The sequence below is a fragment of the Shewanella sp. H8 genome, from assembly GCF_040285065.1.
In the GTDB taxonomy this organism is placed as follows: domain Bacteria; phylum Pseudomonadota; class Gammaproteobacteria; order Enterobacterales; family Shewanellaceae; genus Shewanella; species Shewanella polaris.
Window position 1 is genome coordinate 3,556,475 of sequence record NZ_CP157213.1, and the last position, 19,466, is coordinate 3,575,940.

Annotated in this window: 13 protein-coding genes, 2 tRNA genes, 3 rRNA genes and 1 pseudogene; 4 read left to right on the forward strand and 15 right to left on the reverse strand. The window is 41.6% G+C overall.

All coding sequences use genetic code 11. The annotated features are described in order from the left end of the window. Positions 1-344 precede the first annotated feature (344 nt). The 8 genes from ABIS04_RS15325 to ABIS04_RS15360 all read right to left on the reverse strand — a co-directional run bounded on the left by ABIS04_RS15325 (position 345) and on the right by ABIS04_RS15360 (position 5,797). Positions 345-1,361, reverse strand: a complete 1,017-nt coding sequence (locus tag ABIS04_RS15325; RefSeq protein WP_137225806.1) for a hypothetical protein — start codon at positions 1,359-1,361, stop codon at positions 345-347. A gap of 609 nt (positions 1,362-1,970) precedes the next feature. Next, a complete protein-coding gene (locus ABIS04_RS15330; RefSeq protein ID WP_137225804.1) occupies positions 1,971-2,198 on the reverse strand; it encodes a hypothetical protein in 228 nt (75 codons plus the stop codon). Positions 2,199-2,526: 328 nt separating this feature from the next. Further along, complete coding sequence (locus ABIS04_RS15335) at positions 2,527-2,739, reverse strand: cold-shock protein (RefSeq protein WP_137225803.1); 213 nt, start codon at positions 2,737-2,739, stop codon at positions 2,527-2,529. Positions 2,740-3,046: 307 nt separating this feature from the next. Further along, the gene (locus ABIS04_RS15340; RefSeq protein WP_137225801.1) at positions 3,047-3,433 is read right to left on the reverse strand and encodes a ribosome recycling factor family protein; all 387 of its coding nucleotides are present in this window, start codon (positions 3,431-3,433) and stop codon (positions 3,047-3,049) included. Beyond that, entirely contained in the window at positions 3,430-4,218 is a 789-nt protein-coding gene (locus tag ABIS04_RS15345) for a polysaccharide deacetylase family protein (protein ID WP_350431620.1), read from the reverse strand. Before ABIS04_RS15345 ends, ABIS04_RS15340 begins: the two co-directional genes overlap by 4 nt. Positions 4,219-4,622: 404 nt before the next feature. Beyond that, positions 4,623-4,699: transfer RNA gene (locus ABIS04_RS15350), tRNA-Trp, on the reverse strand. 154 nt (positions 4,700-4,853) lie between these two features. Next, on the reverse strand, positions 4,854-5,561 hold the full coding sequence (locus ABIS04_RS15355; RefSeq protein ID WP_350431621.1) for a DDE-type integrase/transposase/recombinase: 708 nt from the start codon (positions 5,559-5,561) through the stop codon (positions 4,854-4,856). Continuing rightward, positions 5,498-5,797 carry a transposase gene (locus ABIS04_RS15360; RefSeq protein WP_350431622.1) on the reverse strand — a complete coding sequence of 100 codons (300 nt, stop codon included), beginning with the start codon at positions 5,795-5,797 and terminating at the stop codon, positions 5,498-5,500. The genes ABIS04_RS15355 and ABIS04_RS15360 overlap by 64 nt, the downstream gene beginning before the upstream one ends. A 72-nt stretch (positions 5,798-5,869) precedes the next feature. Here ABIS04_RS15360 and ABIS04_RS15365 point away from each other — a divergent pair. Next, positions 5,870-6,121: pseudogene (locus ABIS04_RS15365) on the forward strand (transposase); the annotation flags it as partial. Between the two features lie 205 nt (positions 6,122-6,326). On the opposite strand, the gene rrf reads toward ABIS04_RS15365, so the two are convergent. The 4 genes from rrf to pssA form a co-directional block, all read right to left on the reverse strand. Beyond that, positions 6,327-6,442 (reverse strand): 5S ribosomal RNA (rrf, locus tag ABIS04_RS15370). A gap of 211 nt (positions 6,443-6,653) precedes the next feature. Beyond that, positions 6,654-9,564: ribosomal RNA gene (locus ABIS04_RS15375) — 23S ribosomal RNA — on the reverse strand. Positions 9,565-9,946: 382 nt separating this feature from the next. Continuing rightward, positions 9,947-11,491 (reverse strand): 16S ribosomal RNA (locus ABIS04_RS15380). Together the 16S, 23S and 5S rRNA genes form the textbook arrangement of a ribosomal RNA operon. Before the next feature lie 757 nt (positions 11,492-12,248). After that, complete coding sequence (gene pssA, locus ABIS04_RS15385; protein WP_350431623.1) at positions 12,249-13,100, reverse strand: CDP-diacylglycerol--serine O-phosphatidyltransferase; 852 nt, start codon at positions 13,098-13,100, stop codon at positions 12,249-12,251. A 97-nt stretch (positions 13,101-13,197) separates the two neighbouring features. Here pssA and ABIS04_RS15390 point away from each other — a divergent pair, with 97 nt between their 5' ends. Beyond that, positions 13,198-13,644 (forward strand): DUF4124 domain-containing protein, encoded by a 447-nt coding sequence (locus tag ABIS04_RS15390; RefSeq protein WP_140235066.1) that lies wholly within the window; start codon positions 13,198-13,200, stop codon positions 13,642-13,644. 59 nt (positions 13,645-13,703) lie between these two features. Here ABIS04_RS15390 and clpB read toward each other — a convergent pair whose 3' ends face one another. From clpB to rluD, 3 genes are all read right to left on the reverse strand, one after another. After that, positions 13,704-16,277, reverse strand: a complete 2,574-nt coding sequence (clpB, locus tag ABIS04_RS15395) for an ATP-dependent chaperone ClpB (RefSeq protein ID WP_140235067.1) — start codon at positions 16,275-16,277, stop codon at positions 13,704-13,706. A 152-nt stretch (positions 16,278-16,429) separates the two neighbouring features. Further along, positions 16,430-17,158, reverse strand: a complete 729-nt coding sequence (pgeF, locus tag ABIS04_RS15400; protein WP_350431624.1) for a peptidoglycan editing factor PgeF — start codon at positions 17,156-17,158, stop codon at positions 16,430-16,432. After that, positions 17,158-18,132, reverse strand: a complete 975-nt coding sequence (rluD, locus tag ABIS04_RS15405; RefSeq protein WP_137225696.1) for a 23S rRNA pseudouridine(1911/1915/1917) synthase RluD — start codon at positions 18,130-18,132, stop codon at positions 17,158-17,160. Before rluD ends, pgeF begins: the two co-directional genes overlap by 1 nt. A gap of 123 nt (positions 18,133-18,255) precedes the next feature. Between rluD and ABIS04_RS15410 the strand changes: the two genes are divergently transcribed. Further along, entirely contained in the window at positions 18,256-19,017 is a 762-nt protein-coding gene (locus ABIS04_RS15410; RefSeq protein WP_137225695.1) for an outer membrane protein assembly factor BamD, read from the forward strand. Positions 19,018-19,335: 318 nt separating this feature from the next. Next, a tRNA-Phe gene (locus ABIS04_RS15415) sits at positions 19,336-19,411 on the forward strand. Positions 19,412-19,466: the final 55 nt, after the last annotated feature.

The following is a 19,466-nucleotide window of genomic DNA, read 5'->3' on the forward strand; positions in this document are numbered from 1 at the left end:
GCTGTTTAGCTCGAAAGCCTGTAGTACAGGTCTGGCTCAATAACAGGAAATGTTGAAGGTATTTATATTATCAATCTTGCGTTATATCCGGTACTAGCGGGGCTCATAAAGTGATTCCCCAGCGATGCATTACTGATGCATCAATAATGCTTTAACGCCAATTGTTGATAGAGGGGTTATAACGCCTTATGACCTAAACTAGTCATAAAGTTTAGGGAAAGACCGGTTAACCATAAAATTAGTCATTGGAATTAGTCTTAAATGATGAGGAGTTCTCACCCCTCATTCATTTAAAACTAAGTAACGAGGAAAAATGTACACAAATTAAAGGCTAAATTACCAACCTAGCGAATAGTGATGTCTCTTCCGAAATACTCTTTAGAGTCATACTTAATAATCACATTGTTTAAAGATGCACCGTTATTATCCATCACCAATTTATGTGAAATAGCACTAAGTGAAATTAAAATATCTTTACATTCAATTCTCGCTTTCATCACCGAAACAGAAGCCGTTCTTAACACTTGAGAAATTAGCTCATGATTCTTACCGATTAACGCTAAAATGAAGTGCACAATGACTTCAGAGCACAAATCGGTATCTTCGATATTGCTTGGTCTAATCACTTTTTCGACGTAATCGTCTTCTTTTCCTGAAGGGACAAATCGTTGCACCCAATAAAAATAATCTTCATCAAAAATGATTGATTTTATCGGTTGCATATACTTGTCATCAGCAGATATCTTTTGGAATAATTCCTTTTTAACATCATCTGTTACATCAATTAACTGATCGCCAAATTCCTCATTGAGTCGTGAAATGATAATTTCTAATTCTTTTAAAAGAGAGACATTACCAGATGTTACTTTATTATAAGCATCACCAACTTCATCAATATTCTGTTGAAATACACCAATATACTTGTCGCCTTCTTCAATAGCATCAAGTAAAGGTATCAAGCTATAGCGTCTCACTTGAATCAACTCATAAAATTGGCCTAACTCTTCACGGATAGCTTGTAGACGATCAATCGCTTTAACCAGAAAATTACTGTCTCTCTTTATCGCTAAATTTAATCGTGAAAAATCCAATTGTTCATCTACGGTTCGCACTCGGTTATCAATCATGTTTTCATAAGTTTGAGTTTCATTAATCAACAATGAAAATTTATCTTCCATTTCAGAAAGTACATCTTGTACTTTTTTCAAACTGGTCGATCTCACTTGTTGGTTAATTCCGCGCACTTTTTCAGCTTCTGCTTGCTTCTTTTCGCGAATAATCCAAGTCACTGCTGCGCCAACGATGGTTAGGCTCGTAGCCATATCAAAACCAAGTTGAACATTATCAAACCATGAACTCATTTTTTTCCCTTAAATGTCATTTGCCTATGTGCACAAACAGTAATAACGGATTAAACAACGAATGTCATCACGAAAATAACCAAAAGGTAACAAAAGTCACATTAATAACCGGAAAAAAAGTCTTTTTTAGTACATTAAAAAATTATCAACCACTATTAAATAACAATATAATCAGTATATTAAAATTTTATTGTAGCAAATATACTGTTACATAATATCAAATATATCAAATATATCAACTGAGTAATAAGTGAGCTAATTAAAAATTATTTTATCGTAATCATTATATTTATCGATTCAAAATCAACAACTAAAAAACATCATATTTAAGTATTAAATTACTATTTTTGCCCCTTTATGAAATTTTTTAAATTCGCTAAATTAGGAATTTGCTGTAGTGATTCAGAATGATGAAAAGTTGAGGTTATTAAAAGCGATTGAGTGCTAAAAAGCATAAAAGAAAATAGAAAATAGAAAATAGAAAAGGAGGATATAATTGGTGTTAATGATTGATCATTATCGCATCAACTTTCTTAAAAATTTTTAAATTGGAATCCGTACCAGGATTTAAACTCAGGGTTTGGAATCAACCAAACTAATCTACTACTTTTAGGTTAGTTTCGTTTCATGGTTAACCAATATAAACGTTAGATACATTTTTGTCGGCAACGATAACACCATACCAAAAGCCACACACATTGCACTAATCATGATGCCATTAATACCCATCATCTCAATGGTATTACTGAAGTTATGGCAATAAATACCTAACAAGATTAAGCTAATCCCTACCGATATACATATTTTTAATATCAAAATTATTTTGGTATCAGACATGAACACCTCGCAGTCATCATTATTATATCCAATGAGTATAATGATTCGTTTTACGGTGATAAGTGTTGATGAAGATCATAAAAACATCGAGAGAGGATCGAACCAACTAATAAAGTGAGTCAGATCTTAAATAGAAAAGGCAGAGTTGGTCTTTTTGTCTCTTATCTGGGCATATCGTTAATCAATGGACTTGTAATCGGATAAAGTAAATATAAATTAGTTACTTGTGAACTCGAGCTGATATGAATAAGGGATAAATCACTAAATTATAGATACAAAAAAGCGCAAACAGTCGCTAAACCATTTGCGCTATCTTACAAAGTAAGAGTTACTCAGCTACTACGTTAGCAGCTTGAGGGCCTTTTTGGCCTTGCTCAACTTCGAAAGAAACTTTTTGGCCTTCAGCTAAAGTTTTGAAACCTTCTGAAGTGATTGAACGGAAATGAACGAACACATCAGCGCCGCCATTATCAGGAGTAATAAAGCCAAAACCTTTATCTTCGTTAAACCATTTTACTAAACCAGTTGTTTTATTAGACATTTTGTGTCCCTTATATATTTAAATTTAATCAATCTGTCGCGAAAATGCGATGCGCTCAAGCTTGAATTATTGAATGTCACGATGAAGCTAAGGGAAACACAGAGGATAACAACGATAACGCAGAGATTCTAAGGCTTTTCTTTTACTTGATGTTCATTAATAACTCTGAATGTCAGAGCAGGCTGTATAATACCTTGGTTTCAAGTATTGTAAAGGTTTATTTTGAAAAATATGACATTTATTGTATTGATGATGGATATTCAATGCTCTGATTATCTACTATCTAGCGAATCGTACCAACTTAATTTCATAAGTCCGCATTGAAGCGTGCCACTCTGGCTTCAGCCATAGTGCATTGAGTCAGTTGAATTAATTCCCCTAAGGTAATGCTAGGGGTTTGGTTAATCAAACGGGCAAGCTTTGCGTCTAAAGGCTCTAACTTGTCGGCATGCCCCAACAATGCGGTTACAATCTTTTTGATAAGATAACTAAAGCCCTCATCACTATCCGCTCTTAATTGTTCGGTAAACGATTGAATACTCATGGCCTTGCCTGACACAACCCAATTTCGCGAACGACGTACACGCTTCAGCTGGCAATCACACTGCAATGCTATCGTTTTAGCTTGTTTGGCTCTATCCCCACCAATTCGATGAATAAGAGAAGGAAGGAGGATAAAGATGTCTTCTGTCATAAGATACTATTGGCATACCTCATCAAATTAATATATGAATCAACATAATAGAGTTCTCTATTATCCGCTAAAAATGTCAACAACTCAGCATGCGCTTCAGATGAAACAGATAGATAATCTCCGCCTACCCCATGAAAAATAATATTAATTAACAATATATCCGAGGATAGTTTCTGAACATATTCGATCAATTGTTCTCCATTTTGTCCTTCTGGATACAATATAGGTGAAAATCGTTTATCATCCCCTTGACCTTTAATAGCAGTAAATAGATGATCTATATCATTGAGGTACTCTTTACCGTCACCCAGTAGGTTACTACCAACAAGCAAGTCGCCGCAGGGAACCGTATAAGTCCTTTCAGTTTTACCATCAATCGCTTTTAGTAAAGTATTAGCAACTGCCAGCTCCTCAATCATCTGTATGACGCTGTAGTGATCAAGGTCATGATGCATTTCAACCCAGTCCCTATCGGCAAGTGAACCTCTACACGGATGATACACACTATGGTTACCAAGCTCATGGCCAGCGTTTGCAACTGCTCGCCACTCCTCCATTCGCACATTCAACACAGGAGAGTTTGCGACTACGTAAAACGAGGCATTAAAATGATGTTTATTAAGCTCGGGAATAACATGATCTAATTGACTGTTTAACGCATCATCATATGAAAGACTTATCGCTAGCGTCCTCCCACCTGGCCAAGTAAATTCCTTACTCGGTGTTTGCGAGTAACTAGAGAATGAAAACAGTAATACCAAAAAGAATAAGCTTATTTGAATCATAGAATTCACCTTTGATAATATTTTTGTGAACTTAAATCCTAGCCTAACGTTTTAGAATTTATGAGTAAAAGCATGCTGGGTATGGTTTTTGCTCGATTTGGTTAATGCCCAGCCAATCTTAACCGATTAATTTATGTTATAGGAATGAGATTTTATGCGGTAGTTGTTTTTTAGCAGACTAATGCAGTTCGTTGGTTCTAGTTTTAATATATCTCAAACTGAAATCCATTTATTCAATGATTGAATAATGCTAATAAACTATTTAGGTCAATATATGTGATCGAAAATAAAATTCTGACTGGTATTTATCAAAAGAAATGAAGACTTTGAAATTACCGTTTCTACGGTTGCTTCAACAGAATTGAAAACGGCTCGCATATTTCTATGCAAGCCGTTGTTTTATTTGGCAGGGGTGGCAAGACTCGAACTCGCAACCATCGGTTTTGGAGACCGCTGTTCTACCAATTGGAACTACACCCCTGTTGACGAGTGCATTATGCTAAACCCCCCCCTAAAGGTAAAGCACTTTTTTGCATTATCTGCCTAATTGCAGTTTTTTCAAACAAGTTTGTAGTTATTAATCGTTCAGTTGTCGCTTATAATTTTACAAGCCTGTTCTGGGCATTCAATAATTGCTATTTTGATATGACTAGTTGTAGAGTCTTATTTTCTACACGCTGCTTTAGGTACACTTCTTTAATGACTTTAAGTCCCAAGCTAAAACAAGAGTAGCGTAATGCTTCGTACTGACTTTCAAATGCTATTCTTAATGCTGCACAAGTCAAATCAGTATTCGGGCTGTCAGAGCAAACCCAACCCACCACTTTTCTCGCATTCAAATCCATTACCACGGCTAAATAAAGCCATTTAGTTCCAGACCAAATATACGTTACATCACCACACCAAACCTGGTTTATGACGTCAACGTTAAACTGTCGCTTTAACAAGTTAGGCGCGATTGTAGGCTCATCATTCGCTATCTTGTAGCGATGTTTTCTGGGTTGGCTACTGATAAATCCTGCATCTCTCATTAAACTGGCAGCCTTATAGCGGCCAACATTTTCACCTAATTGATTGAGCTGGCCTGCTATCGTTCTCGCGCCTGCTGAGCCTCGGCTATCATGGTGGATTGCAATTGCTTGCTGGCGCAATTTCTCTCGTTCAGGCTTCACTAGTCCACGATGTTTGAGATGATAATGGTAGCTACTACGCGGTATTCCAAACAAATGACAAAGCTGTTTGACGATGTTCTGCTCTCTCGATAACGATTCAATTAATGCTATCGTTTGATGTTGTCTTGCATTAAGAGAGCGGTAGCCTTTTTTAAGATATCTTTCTCCCATTCAATTTTCTTAATTTGAGCTTCAAGCTCTTGAATTCGTTTTTGTTCGGGAGTGATGGCATTAGCTGATGGAGTAATACCTTCAAATTCTTGTCTTAGCTGGGTTACCCAACGTCTAATCGCTGTCGGGCCTACGCCGGTTGCATCACAAGCTTCTCGGATTGTGTAGCCTTGTTTAATCACAAGGTTAGCAGTATCTATTTTAAATTCTGTTGAGTAAGTTGGTTGAATCTTCATTACTTTTTGCACCGTTTTATCTTAAGGCAAGTTTACCTCATATCGGTGTACAGTTTCATTAAGCCACAATAAGGTTGGCATCAACAAGATCTGACTGAGGACTTTGATAACCTTAGTATCCTTAAACTTCCGCCCTATTCGCCATAACTCAACCCTATAGAACAAGTGTGGCAATGGCTTCGTCAGAATGAACTCGCCAATTGTTGCTTTAGTGGATATGACGATATTGTTGAGCAGTGTTCTATTGCATGGAATCGATTTATTGCAGAGCCGGAAAGGGTGATTCAACTATGTTCTAGACGGTGGACAAAACTGACCAATTAATTAATGTAAATGATATAATAGCGGGCTGTCTCACGACGCTTTCAAGTCAATTAGGCGCCTAAAAATAACCTATTTCACATGGGCATATCGGCCACACAAACATTATTTTCAGATAAACCAAGCCCTAATTTCAACGATGAACAGACGTAAAAAAGCCCGCTATATAATAGCGGGCTGTCTCACGACTCTTTCAAGTCAATTAGGCGCCTGGAAATGACCTACTCTCACATGGGGAGACCCCACACTACCATCGGCGATACTGTGTTTCACTTCTGAGTTCGGAATGGGATCAGGTGGTGCCACAGCTCTATGGTTTCCAGACAAATTTTGCTTATCTAACGCATTCTTTTTTATGCATTAAATAATAATTCGAAAAGCTGATTATGCTTTATTAAAGCGTACTTGAGTCTCTCACACTGTCTAAGCGCTCTATTCTAACACTAAGGTCATGCTCCCTTTAGTACGACCTCCATGGAAGGAGGAAGTGCTAGAAAATGTCGGGAACATTTTCAGTAAAACCCATCTGGGTTGTATGGTTAAGCCTCACGGGTCATTAGTACAAGTTAGCTCAACGCCTCACAACGCTTACACACCTTGCCTATCAACGTAGTAGTCTCCTACGGCCCTTTAGAGAGCTTAAAGCTCTAGGGATGACTCATCTTAGGACTCGCTTCCCGCTTAGATGCTTTCAGCGGTTATCGATTCCGAACGTAGCTACCGGGCAATGCTATTGGCATAACAACCCGAACACCAGCGGTTCGTCCACTCCGGTCCTCTCGTACTAGGAGCAGCTTCCTTCAATCATCCAACGCCCACGGGCAGATAGGGACCGAACTGTCTCACGACGTTCTGAACCCAGCTCGCGTACCACTTTAAATGGCGAACAGCCATACCCTTGGGACCGACTTCAGCCCCAGGATGTGATGAGCCGACATCGAGGTGCCAAACACCGCCGTCGATATGAACTCTTGGGCGGTATCAGCCTGTTATCCCCGGAGTACCTTTTATCCGTTGAGCGATGGCCCTTCCATTCAGAACCACCGGATCACTATGACCTACTTTCGTACCTGCTCGACGTGTATGTCTCGCAGTTAAGCTGGCTTATGCCATTGCACTAACCGTACGATGTCCGACCGTACTTAGCCAACCTTCGTGCTCCTCCGTTACTCTTTGGGAGGAGACCGCCCCAGTCAAACTACCCACCAGGCACTGTCCCGAACCCCGATAAGGGGCCGCGGTTAGAACATCAAAACTACAAGGGTGGTATTTCAAGATTGACTCCACTCTGACTAGCGTCAAAGTTTCAAAGTCTCCCACCTATCCTACACATGTAGGTTCAATGTTCAGTGCCAAGCTATAGTAAAGGTTCACGGGGTCTTTCCGTCTAGCCGCGGGTATACGGCATCTTCACCGCAATTTCAACTTCACTGAGTCTCGGCTGGAGACAGCGTGGCCATCATTACGCCATTCGTGCAGGTCGGAACTTACCCGACAAGGAATTTCGCTACCTTAGGACCGTTATAGTTACGGCCGCCGTTTACCGGGGCTTCGATCATGAGCTTCTCCGAAGATAACCCAATCAATTAACCTTCCGGCACCGGGCAGGCGTCATACCGTATACGTCATCTTGCGATTTTGCACAGTACTGTGTTTTTGATAAACAGTTGCAGCCACCTGGTATCTGCGACTGCCGTCAGCTTAGGGAGCAAGTCCCATCACCGACAGCAGCGTACCTTCTCCCGAAGTTACGGTACCATTTTGCCTAGTTCCTTCAGCCGAGTTCTCTCAAGCGCCTTGGTATTCTCTACCCCCGACCACCTGTGTCGGTTTGGGGTACGATTTCTACTAACCTGAAGCTTAGAAGATTTTCCTGGAAGCATGGCATCAACTACTTCATCACCTTAGTGACTCGTCATCAGCTCTCAACCTGTACATTTAAGTACGTATTCCCGGATTTGCCTAAGAATACAGCCTACTACCTTAAACGCGGACTACCAACGCCGCGCTAGCCTAGCCTTCTCCGTCTCTCCATCGCAGTTAGCAGAAGTACAGAAATATTAATCTGTTTCCCATCGATTACGCCTTTCGGCCTCACCTTAGGGGTCGACTCACCCTGCCCCGATTAACGTTGGACAGGAACCCTTGGTCTTTCGGCGAGGGAGTTTTTCACTCCCTTTATCGTTACTCATGTCAGCATTCGCACTTCTGATACGTCCAGTGTGGGTTACCCCTTCACCTTCAACCGCTTACAGAACGCTCCTCTACCGCGCACTTCCTAAGAAATGCACCCGTAGCTTCGGTGGTATGTTTAGCCCCGTTAAATCTTCCGCGCAGGCCGACTCGACTAGTGAGCTATTACGCTTTCTTTAAATGATGGCTGCTTCTAAGCCAACATCCTAGCTGTCTAAGCCTTCCCACATCGTTTCCCACTTAACATACACTTTGGGACCTTAGCTGACGGTCTGGGTTGTTTCCCTTTTGACAACGGACGTTAGCACCCGCTGTCTGTCTCCCGAGTAGTACTCATTGGTATTCGGAGTTTGCAAAGGGTTGGTAAGTCGGGATGACCCCCTAGCCTTAACAGTGCTCTACCCCCAATGGTATTCGCTCGAGGCGCTACCTAAATAGCTTTCGAGGAGAACCAGATATCTCCGAGTTTGATTGGCCTTTCACCCCCAGCCACAAGTCATCCGCTCATTTTTCAACATAAGTCGGTTCGGTCCTCCAGTTGATGTTACTCAACCTTCAACCTGCCCATGGCTAGATCACTCGGTTTCGGGTCTACGCCTTGCAACTAAACGCGCAGTTAACACTCGGTTTCCCTACGGCTCCGCTATTCGCTTAACCTCGCTACAAAACGTAAGTCGCTGACCCATTATACAAAAGGTACGCAGTCACGGTCTCAAGAACCGCTCCCACTGCTTGTACGTACACGGTTTCAGGTTCTATTTCACTCCCCTCACAGGGGTTCTTTTCGCCTTTCCCTCACGGTACTGGTTCACTATCGGTCAGTCAGGAGTATTTAGCCTTGGAGGATGGTCCCCCCATATTCAAACAGGATGTCACGTGTCCCGCCTTACTCGTTTTCATCTATGGTTAGTTTTCATGTACGGGGCTATCACCCTGTGCCGCTGAGCTTTCCAACTCATTCCACTAACACCCCATAGACTTAAGGGCTAATCCCCGTTCGCTCGCCGCTACTAGGGGAATCTCGGTTGATTTCTTTTCCTCCGGGTACTTAGATGTTTCAGTTCCCCGGGTTTGCCTCACTACACTATGTATTCATGTAGTGATAACAGCTTATGCTGCTGCTGGGTTTCCCCATTCGGATATCGTTAGCTCAAATGCTTATTACTAGCTCGCCAACGCTTTTCGCAAGTTATTACGTCCTTCATCGCCTCTGACTGCCAAGGCATCCACCGTATACGCTTAGTCACTTAACCATACAACCCAAATGAGTTTCACTTGCGTGAACCACCTGCGTTATATCGCAACTAGCTGGTTTTTACTTGTCTCACCTCCGGGTAGGAAGTGGACTCGCCTTAGTTTTTAGAATATTCAAGACACTTAAACAGTGTTTTGAGAACTCAAGATACTGATGCTTTCGCATCAGTATTATTTTTCGCACTAACGTAATCACATCAACAACAACGAATCGTCATCAATGCGCCTTTAGTTAGTACTATCAGCTTTCCAAATTGTTAAAGAACAACACTTAACCGGCTCGCGGTATGTTTTACTTACCTTCCGAAGAAGTTAACAAGTAATCTGTGTGAACACTCACATGCATCTCTGCACTTTTAGGTATTGAGTTAGTCGTATAGGTAAGGAGGTGATCCAGCCCCAGGTTCCCCTAGGGCTACCTTGTTACGACTTCACCCCAGTCATGAACCACAAAGTGGTGAGCGTTCTCCCGAAGGTTAAACTACCCACTTCTTTTGCAGCCCACTCCCATGGTGTGACGGGCGGTGTGTACAAGGCCCGGGAACGTATTCACCGTAGCATTCTGATCTACGATTACTAGCGATTCCGACTTCATGGAGTCGAGTTGCAGACTCCAATCCGGACTACGACGTACTTTGTGAGATTAGCTCCACCTCGCGGCTTTGCAACCCTCTGTATACGCCATTGTAGCACGTGTGTAGCCCTACTCGTAAGGGCCATGATGACTTGACGTCGTCCCCACCTTCCTCCGGTTTATCACCGGCAGTCTCCCTAGAGTTCCCACCATTACGTGCTGGCAAATAAGGATAGGGGTTGCGCTCGTTGCGGGACTTAACCCAACATTTCACAACACGAGCTGACGACAGCCATGCAGCACCTGTCTCACAGTTCCCGAAGGCACACCAGAATCTCTTCCGGCTTCTGTGGATGTCAAGAGTAGGTAAGGTTCTTCGCGTTGCATCGAATTAAACCACATGCTCCACCGCTTGTGCGGGCCCCCGTCAATTCATTTGAGTTTTAACCTTGCGGCCGTACTCCCCAGGCGGTCTACTTAATGCGTTAGCTTGGGAGCCCAGTGACTAAGTCACCAAACTCCGAGTAGACATCGTTTACGGCGTGGACTACCAGGGTATCTAATCCTGTTTGCTCCCCACGCTTTCGTACATGAGCGTCAGTCTTTGTCCAGGGGGCCGCCTTCGCCACCGGTATTCCTTCAGATCTCTACGCATTTCACCGCTACACCTGAAATTCTACCCCCCTCTACAAGACTCTAGTTCACCAGTTCTAAATGCAATTCCCAGGTTGAGCCCGGGGATTTCACATCTAGCTTAATGAACCGCCTGCGTACGCTTTACGCCCAGTAATTCCGATTAACGCTCGGACCCCTCGTATTACCGCGGCTGCTGGCACGAAGTTAGCCGGTCCTTCTTCTGTAGGTAACGTCACAGCAGCGTGCTATTAACACGCTACCTTTCCTCCCTACTGAAAGTGCTTTACAACCCGAAGGCCTTCTTCACACACGCGGCATGGCTGCATCAGGGTTTCCCCCATTGTGCAATATTCCCCACTGCTGCCTCCCGTAGGAGTCTGGGCCGTGTCTCAGTCCCAGTGTGGCTGATCATCCTCTCAGAACAGCTAGGGATCGTCGCCTTGGTGAGCCATTACCTCACCAACTAGCTAATCCCACCTAGGTTCATCCAATCGCGAAAGGCCCGAAGGTCCCCTCCTTTCCCCCGTAGGGCGTATGCGGTATTAGCAGTCGTTTCCAACTGTTATCCCCCTCGACTGGGCAGATCCCTAGGCATTACTCACCCGTCCGCCGCTCGTCAGCAAAGAAAGCAAGCTTCCTTCCTGTTACCGCTCGACTTGCATGTGTTAGGCCTGCCGCCAGCGTTCAATCTGAGCCATGATCAAACTCTTCAATTAAAGTTTTTTGAAATATTCGGTTAGGAATATTTCGGCTCAATGAATTCTGATTTACACCTTATAAACTCGGAAGAATCTATAAAATGCTTGTTACATATTGCTATGAACATTCATCGTTGCATTGAGTTGAAATTTTTTGATTGCCAACATTCCGAAGAACAGAAGACAATTTCGAATAACTCAATACCTGTGAATGTCCACACAGATTTCTTGTTTAAATTGTTAAAGAACGTTGCTCACTATGAAGAAGTTTAAGTCTTTCATGTTAGCAGCCTAAGACGCTAGGTCGTTGGCTTGGGGTGCGTATTTTACGCTTCCCCGTGTTGGCGTCAAGTGTTTTTTCAAACTTTCTTTTCGCTGCTGAACTCAGTGTTTTGAAGCACTTAATTCAACCTAACCCGGTGACCGCTTGCGCTGTCTGCCGTGTCAGTGGATGCGCATTATAGGCAACACAGGATTTAGTGCAAGCCCTTTTGTATACCTTTTAGAAGAAAAGCAACCGACCGAACACTATTCAAACAACGCAGTACTAAAAGCACTCAACAAGGTTAAATTTCATTCCATTACGCTACAGCTAAAATACAAAGGTTTACTGATTAAGATGTAATGAGACTTAAATGAAAGCTCTAATTTTTGGAATATGAAGAGTAGGGGCTATTTAATGAGGAGATAAGGACAAACAATTTATGGGAATGTAATCTATACCTAATAATGCCCAATGCTATTATTAAGCGTTACTGTCGTTAATGATCACTTCTTAGCTTCCAGTTTCATCTTTTGTACTCTTGGTGCTATCAGTACTATCAGTACTAGGAGCATTACAGATAGATGAAGGTTGTTGTGTATCTTGTTTATTCAATTCGTCACCAACAATATGTTCCACTTTTAGTTTCTTAATACTTTTAATGGTAATAATCGGTCCAGAGAGTGCATAAATATAAAAGCCTAGGCAAAGTATGATTGCAGGTTCTACAGAAATAATAACGAATACACCGACAAGCATTAACATTACGACAAAATTTACCTTACTTCGCCAATCAACTTCTTTAAAAGAGTGATAGCGGAAATTACTGACCATTAGCAGTCCAGTTAATGTGGTAATTATTGCAGCTATGTAATTTATACTTGTTGTATCAATTCCATATTTACTACCACTCCAGATACTTCCAGCAATTAAAGCAGCCGCAGCTGGACTTGCAAGCCCTTGAAAAAACCTTTTGTCAGCCACACCGACTTGAGTATTAAAACGCGCCAACCTTAACGCTGCACATGCACAATAAATAAAGGATGCAAGCCAACCAATCTTACCTAAATCCTGTAACGCCCAGTTATAAACTAATAAAGCTGGGGCCATACCGAAGGAGACCATATCTGCCATACTGTCGTATTCGGCGCCGAAATCACTTTGCGTATTTGTAAGCCTCGCAACTCTGCCGTCAAGGCCATCACAAATCATGGCGATAAAAATAGCAATGGCAGCAGATTCGAAATGGTCATTCATCGATGAAATAACCGCATAAAAACCTGAAAATAATCCTGCTGTGGTAAACAAGTTAGGTAATAAGTAAATACCTTTGTTTTTTACTGGGTGATTGGATGAATTTTGCATACACTTTACATATTATCGTTTAGATGTTGGATTTATAATCAAGATAGCATATTTTTATACATTCAAGCATAACGTCAATTAGCTTTAGGATACTCAAATGGGAATTATGCGTTTAGTTATTGTTTTAACCACTTTTGCATTTAGTACATGCTTATTTGCCGCGACAATTTACACTTGGGTAGATGAAAAGGGTGTAGTTCATTACAGTCAACAACAGCCTCAAAATGTAGATGCTAACAAGATTTACAGTGAAGATATGGAACCGTCTAAAATAGGCACCCACACACCACAGAAAAAATCTTCCGTTAAAGTTGAATCTGAGTTAGAGAAATCGGCAAAAATTATTAACCAAAAGGATAAGCAACAGGCGAAAGATATCTGTGAAAGTGCTAAACACAGCCTTAACGTATTAAAGACCCACAGTAAGTTAAGCCAACAAAACAAAGAAAGCGGCGAAACAGTGACCATGACAGAAGAACAAAGACAAGCAGCGATAAAAGAAAATACTGACCGAATCCGTTTATTTTGCAATACACAACAATAGAAAAAGGGAGCAACGGCTCCCTTTCTTATATCAGCATAACTTAATATTGCTAAATTACATTATTGAATGAATGCTAATTTTCCCTCTTTCACTACGACTTTAATCATTTTACCCGGCAGCAATTCGCCACGGAGTAATTTTTGGGCTAACGGATTTTCAACTTCTTGCTGCAATGCTCGTTTTAATGGCCTTGCACCATAGACAGGATCAAATCCAGCATCCGCGATTAACGTTAGAGCCTCATCAGACAATTCAATATCGAACTCTTTTTCAAGCAAACGTTTGCGTAAGAGCTCAAATTGAATGCTGGCAATATGTTTGATGTTTTCTTCATCTAATGGATGGAATACAACTGACTCATCAATACGGTTTAAAAACTCAGGACGGAAACTTTGTGTCACCACATTCATGACCCCAGCTTTCATCTCTTCATAACTCGTATGACCAAATCCCTCTTGGATAATATCTGACCCAAGGTTCGAAGTCATAATGATGACAGTATTTTTAAAATCAACCGTTCTGCCTTGACCATCAGTCAAACGACCATCATCTAATACTTGCAGTAATACGTTAAAGACGTCTGGATGCGCCTTCTCAACTTCGTCTAACAATATCACTGAGTAAGGTTTACGGCGTACTGTTTCGGTTAAATACCCTCCTTCTTCATAACCTACATATCCTGGAGGGGCTCCGACCAAACGTGACACTGAGTGTTTTTCCATAAATTCAGACATGTCGATACGCACCAACGCGGATTCAGTATCGAATAAGAATTTAGCTAACGCTTTACATAGCTCAGTTTTACCGACACCAGTTGGTCCAAGGAATAAAAAGGATCCGATTGGACGTTGAGGATCAGCAAGACCAGCACGACTACGACGAATGGCATTAGATACCGCTTCGACAGCCTCATTTTGACCGATAACACGTTCGTGTAATGCAGCCTCCATGTGCAATAGCTTTTCTCGTTCACCTTCGAGCATTTTCGACACAGGAATACCGGTAGCTTTTGATAACACTTCAGCGATTTCTACTTCCGTGACTTTATTACGCAGCAATGTCATATCTTGCATTTCTGCTTGAGATGCTAAATCCAACTGTTTTTCAAGCTCAGGAATACGCCCATACTGTAGTTCGGACATACGTGTTAAGTCCCCAGCACGTCGAGCCACTTCCAAGTCCATTCTAGCTTGTTCAAGGTCGGCTTTAATATGTTGAGTTCCAGCTAGTGCAGCTTTTTCGGTATGCCAAATCTCATTCATCTCTGAGACTTTACTTTCAACATCACTCAGTTCATTTTGTAAAAACTCTAGACGTTTACGACTGGCATCATCAGACTCTTTACTTAACGCTTGCTCTTCTAGTTTTAGTTGAATAGCACGACGTTCTAATCGATCTAGCGCTTCTGGTTTAGAATCAATTTGCATTCTAATACTAGATGCCGCTTCATCGATTAAGTCGATAGCTTTGTCTGGTAATTTTCTATCTGAAATATAGCGATGTGACATTGTTGCAGCGGCAACAATAGCAGGATCAGTAATCTCTACATGATGATGTAATTCATAACGTTCTTTTAAGCCACGTAAAATAGCAATGGTATCTTCAACACTCGGTTCATCAACAATCACTTTTTGAAAACGACGTTCTAATGCGGCATCTTTCTCAATATATTGGCGGTATTCGTCTAGCGTTGTTGCACCAACACAATGCAGATCGCCACGCGCTAATGCCGGCTTAAGCATATTACCAGCATCCATTGCGCCCTCGCCCTTACCTGCGCCGACCATTGTATGCAGCTCATCTATAAACAGAATGACCTGACCTTCTTCTTGGGATAGCTCATTGAGGACTGCTTTTAAGCGCTCTTCGAACTCACCGCGATATTTAGCCCCCGCAATTAACGCGCCCATATCCAATGATAAAACACGCTTATTTTTAATTCCTTCAGGGACTTCGCCATTAACAATACGTTGTGCTAAACCTTCAACAATAGCCGTTTTACCCACGCCAGGCTCACCAATTAATACTGGATTATTTTTTGTTCGGCGTTGTAATACTTGAATCGTACGGCGGATTTCTTCATCACGGCCAATAACAGGGTCTAATTTCCCTTGTTCAGCGCGTTCGGTTAAATCTACAGTAAATTTTTTCAACGCTTGGCGTTGATCTTCAGCATTGGGATCATCGACATTCTGGCCACCACGCATATCTTCAATGGTTTTTTCCATTAATTCTTTGGTCGCACCAGCATCTTTCAATGCCTTGGCAAGCTGATCATTATTTTCCAATGCGGCTAAGATAAACAATTCCGATGAAATATATTTATCTTTACGCTTTTGGGCTAATTTATCGCAAAGATTCAATAAACGAATTAACCCTTGTGACAGCTGAACATCACCACCAGTACCTTCAACCTGCGGTAAATTCTCTAACGCTTGGCTAACAGCTGAACGAAGCGCGCTGACGCGAATCCCCGCTTGCGTGAGCAAAGAATGAATAGAACCGGAATCTTGATTTAATAGCGCCATCATTAAATGAATAGGTTCAATAAATTGATGGTCGCGCCCCAAGGCTAACGATTGAGCATCGGAAATGGCAATTTGAAACTTATTAGTCATACGATCGAGTCTCATACAACCTCCTAGGATCTGACACTTATGGAAGGGAAATTAATTCAGAAACGAATAATTTGTTGTCTTAATGATGGGGGCATTTTATTTAATTTCAAGCTTAAAACTTAATCTACATCAACAAATCGTGTATTTTTTAAACTCAAACAAATAACTTAGGATTTAAGCCAAATTAACGAAGCCATTCGGCCAGTTTGTTTGTCTCGACGATAAGAGAAGTAATCAGGATCTGAAAAGGTGCACACATCAGCACTATAGACTTGAATGACACCCGCAGCAGACAAACGCAGCTTAGCCAGCCCAACTAAATCACCTAAGTATTTGGTGTGATGACGTACAAAGTACCTTGAAGCTTGCGGATCTTTATTGATAAAAGCATCTCGAACCTCAGCGCCAACCTCAAATGAAGAAGAGCCAATTGCAGGCCCCAAATAAGCATTCAATGTTGATGGTGCAGATTTAAACATCGTCAAGGCTTGCTCAATGACACCCTCACACAAACCACGCCATCCAGCATGGACAGCCGCCACTTCAGTACCTTGTTGATTACACAATAATATCGGTAAACAGTCGGCGGTCATTACCGCGCAAACATGACCAAATTGATTGCAATAACTACCATCCGCCAACGTTATTGAGCTATCTGCGCTCAACGTCTGTAAATCGACGATATTAGTACCGTGGACTTGCTCGAGCCAAGTTGGCTTAGCAGGTAGTGATAATGTTTCGCTTAAAATTGCACGATTAGCTAATACATCTTGAGGCTTATCGCCAACATGTAAACCTAGATTTAAACTATCAAAAGGGCTAACACTGATACCGCCATAGCGATTTGTCATTGCTATGGCAACGTTATCAGGTATTAGCCAATCGTGCTTAAGCATTATAAATACACTATCGGATTAAGCTCTGTATCAACTCGTAGTGCTTTAGTTAACTCAGCCATGTCATCAGGAATAGGCGCATGCCATGTCATGATTTCACAAGTAAATGGATGAGCAAGCTCTAAACGCACCGCATGTAATGCTTGACGATTAAAGCCTTTAAGCAGCTCAAAAAACTCTGGGCTAGCAGATTTAGGAGGACGAGGTCGACCACCATAAACAGGATCACCAACAAGCTCATGTCCAATATATGCCATATGAACACGAATTTGATGAGTTCGACCACTCTCTAAACGTAAACGCAAACGTGTATGAGCGCGGAATTTCTCAGCGACACGATAGTGAGTCACTGATGGGCGACCACCATGTATTACTGCCATTTGTGTACGTCTAGTCGCGTGACGATCGATAGGTTCATCAACAGTGCCACCAGCGGTCATGGTACCCAATACAATTGCTTCATATTCGCGAACAATATCACGAGCTTGTAAGGCTGCTACCAAGTGTGTTTGTGCTTCAACCGTTTTAGCAACAACCATTAAGCCCGTGGTGTCCTTATCTAATCGATGTACAATACCCGCTCTTGGAACGTGCTCAATACTAGGGCAATGATGTAACAATGCGTTCATCAATGTGCCGTCGGCATTGCCCGCACCAGGATGAACAACCAAACCTGCTTGCTTATTCACCACTAAAATATGATCATCTTCATAAACAATATTAAGGTCGATATTTTGTGCTTGTGCACGCACTTCTTCCTCAATAGTGGCAGTCACTTCTATCAGTTGAGTTTCGAAAACCTTTTCCCGTGGCTTGTCGACTGTGATACCGTCAACAGTAATTGCACCAGATAGGATCCATTCCTTGATGCGTGTGCGCGAATAGTCAGGGAACAAAGCAGCTAATGCTTGGTCCAATCTCAGACCGGTTTGTGTTGCTGTGATCTCGCTTTTTAGATTAATCTCTTGTGTCATAGGAACCGTACCCCAGTTTAGGGGTCCAAAGTGAATGAACTATCTGTTACAATCGGATGTTTTCCATTTTACCGTGAAATGGAAAAATTCTTAACAACAACTTAAAAAGAATTGAATTCAAGTATGCATAAAATTGCCAAAGGTGCCGCCCTAGTATTACTTTCACTGGCTTTAACAGCCTGTAGTAGCAGTCCAGAAGACGATGATGTTGCCAATAAAGCATCACCTGAGGTACTGTATTCACAAGCAAGAACGTCAATGGAATTAGGTAATTACTCTAAAGCCGTCCGTTCACTTGAAGCATTAGACTCACGTTTTCCATTTGGTCCGCATAAAACTCAAGTTCAATTAGACTTGATATACGCGTATTACAAAATGGATGATGCAGCCTCGGGACTTGCTAATATTGATCGCTTTATTCGCCTCAATCCAACGCATCCTAATATAGATTACGTCTATTATATGCGTGGTTTAACTAATATGCAGGCAGATAATTACTTATTTCACGATTTAATGAATATTGATCGTACCGATCGCGATCCAAAGAATGCCCAAGATGCATTTAAAGATTTCGATCGATTGATTAAATCGTATCCAAATAGCAAGTATTCTGCCGATGCACAGCAACGTATGCAGTTCTTAAAGAACCGTTTAGCCAAATATTCAATTAAAGTTGCCGAATATTATATCAAAATGAACGCATGGAGTGCAGCTGCAGTTCGTGCTCAAACAGTTATGGAAAAATTCCCAGGAACACCTTCAACTGAACGAGCATTAGAGATTATGGCTGAAGCATATGGCGAATTAGGTCAGGAAAAATTACAACAACACGTTAAAACTGTGATGAAAGCAAACTTTCCAAATAATGAGATATTAACTAACTAGCCATTATTTAATCTCAACGGCAGTTAATTAGTTATTACCATTAAACGCTCCACGGAGCGTTTTTTTATGCCTGACCAACCAACGTTGGCAAATTTATCTCTACTCTAGTTTACTTAGTCTCAGTATCACTCAGTAAAAATGCACCATAACATTATTTAAGTAACTAACCAGCATAACAATGAAGTATTACACTCACTATGATGCTTTGGCTGAATAACATTCGATGCGCACAAAATACATCCAAATGAAGCAAATTTTGACATAAATAGTAAAAACAGGTTGACTAAGCAGGTCAAAACCCTTTAAATTGCGTCCGTCGCCCGAATAGCTCAGTCGGTAGAGCAGAGGATTGAAAATCCTCGTGTCCCTGGTTCGATTCCGGGTTCGGGCACCATATTTATGTTGGTGGCTTCAGCGACTAATAAAATAAAGTTATTTCGCAATACATG